The sequence below is a fragment of the Streptococcus infantis genome, assembly GCF_001579645.1.
GTDB classification, from domain to species: Bacteria; Bacillota; Bacilli; order Lactobacillales; family Streptococcaceae; genus Streptococcus; species Streptococcus infantis_E.
This window is the reverse complement of the sequence record NZ_KQ970819.1, coordinates 135,320-136,945: the sequence shown is the minus strand read 5'-3', so window position 1 is coordinate 136,945 and position 1,626 is coordinate 135,320. Positions and strand designations below refer to the sequence as shown.

At 41.1% G+C, this 1,626-nt stretch carries 1 protein-coding gene; it reads right to left on the bottom strand.

What is annotated here, in order from left to right; all coding sequences use genetic code 11:
- Positions 1-229 precede the first annotated feature (229 nt).
- A complete protein-coding gene (gene ftsY / locus SINDD18_RS04915; protein WP_061863315.1) occupies positions 230-1,600 on the bottom strand; it encodes a signal recognition particle-docking protein FtsY in 1,371 nt (456 codons plus the stop codon).
- Between the last annotated feature and the right edge of the window lie 26 nt (positions 1,601-1,626).

Here is a 1,626-nt window from a genome sequence, read left to right as displayed (position 1 = left end):
ACCGTAACCACATCATGATTGAGCACAACCAGTAAGCTGTAAAACCTTCAGTCCTGACATAGGGGGTGTGTAGTACGCACTCGGTTGCTGTTTACAGACGATCTTTGTTGTATTGCGTTCAACCGCCACTATACCTACAACAAAGGCGCCAACCAGATATCGCCTATCGTAAAGATGGTCGTTTAGAATAATCAAAAAACAATCCTGCAAGAATTCTTGCAGGATTGTTTTATATTAGACCTTCTAAAAGTCCCTTCATAAAGTTTTCTGAGTTGAACTCACCGATATCATCGATTTTTTCACCAAATCCAATCAACTTAACAGGGATATTGAGTTCTTCACGGATAGCAAGAACGACACCACCTCGGGCAGTTCCATCAATCTTGGTTAAGACAATACCTGTCAAAGGAGTGATTTTTGAAAATTCTTTAGCTTGTACAAGAGCATTTTGACCAGTTGAGGCATCTAGAGCTAGGAAGGTTTCATGAGGTGCTTCAGGCACAACACGCTTGATGATACGACCAATTTTTTCCAACTCTGCCATCAAGTTTTCTTTGTTTTGCAAACGTCCAGCTGTATCAATCATGAGAATATCAATACCTTCTGCTACTGCACGTTCCATTCCATCAAAGACCACACTGGCTGGATCAGCTTTTTCTGGACCCGTTACAACAGGCACACCGACACGACGACCCCATTCTGCTAGCTGAGCTACCGCACCAGCACGGAAGGTATCCGCAGCAACCAGCATAACTTTCTTACCAGCTTGTTTGTAGCGATGTGCCAATTTACCGATAGATGTTGTTTTTCCGACACCATTAACTCCAACAAAGAGCATAACAGTCAAGCCATCTTGGAAATTAATGCTTTCGTTATAGTTGCCATCCTTCTCATAGAGCTCCACCAATTTTTCGATGATAACACGACGAAGGGCTTCAGGTTTCTTGGCATTTTCAAGCTTGGCTTCATAACGTAATTCTTCAGTAAGATTTGAAGCTACCTGTACGCCAACGTCACTCATGATCAAGAGTTCTTCTAGCTCTTCAAAGAAATCTTCATCGACTGAGCGGAAATTTGCAAAGAAGGCATTCAAACGAGCCCCAAATCCCGTACGAGTTTTCTTGAGACTACGGTCATATTTTTCCTGTACAGTCTCTTGAACTGGAGGAATTTCTTCGATTACTAGATCTTCTTCCACTTCTTCAGTGATTTCCGGATCTGTTTCGTTTGATTGAGCTTGAACAACTTCTTCCTCATCACTATCATTTGAAGGGATTTCTTCAACAGGAGCCAATTCCACTTGAGGGCTTTCTACCTCTTCAACTTGAATTGCTTCTTCTTGAGGAATTTCAACTTCATCAAGAGGTTCAATGATAGCTTCTTCTACAACCTCTACTGCAGGTGAGTCTTCATTTGTTTCTTCCTGAGGTTCAGCAGGTAAGATAACTTCTTCTGGTTCTGTCACTTCAGCATTTTCAGATTCCGATGCCTCGTGTTGCTCATTATCATCTGATAAGTCAATATTTTCTAAAGCTTCTTTGACAACATCTTCAATTTTTGGTTCTTCTATTTTCCCAAATAAACGGTCAAATAATCCCATACTTTAATTCTCCTTCAGTACATATT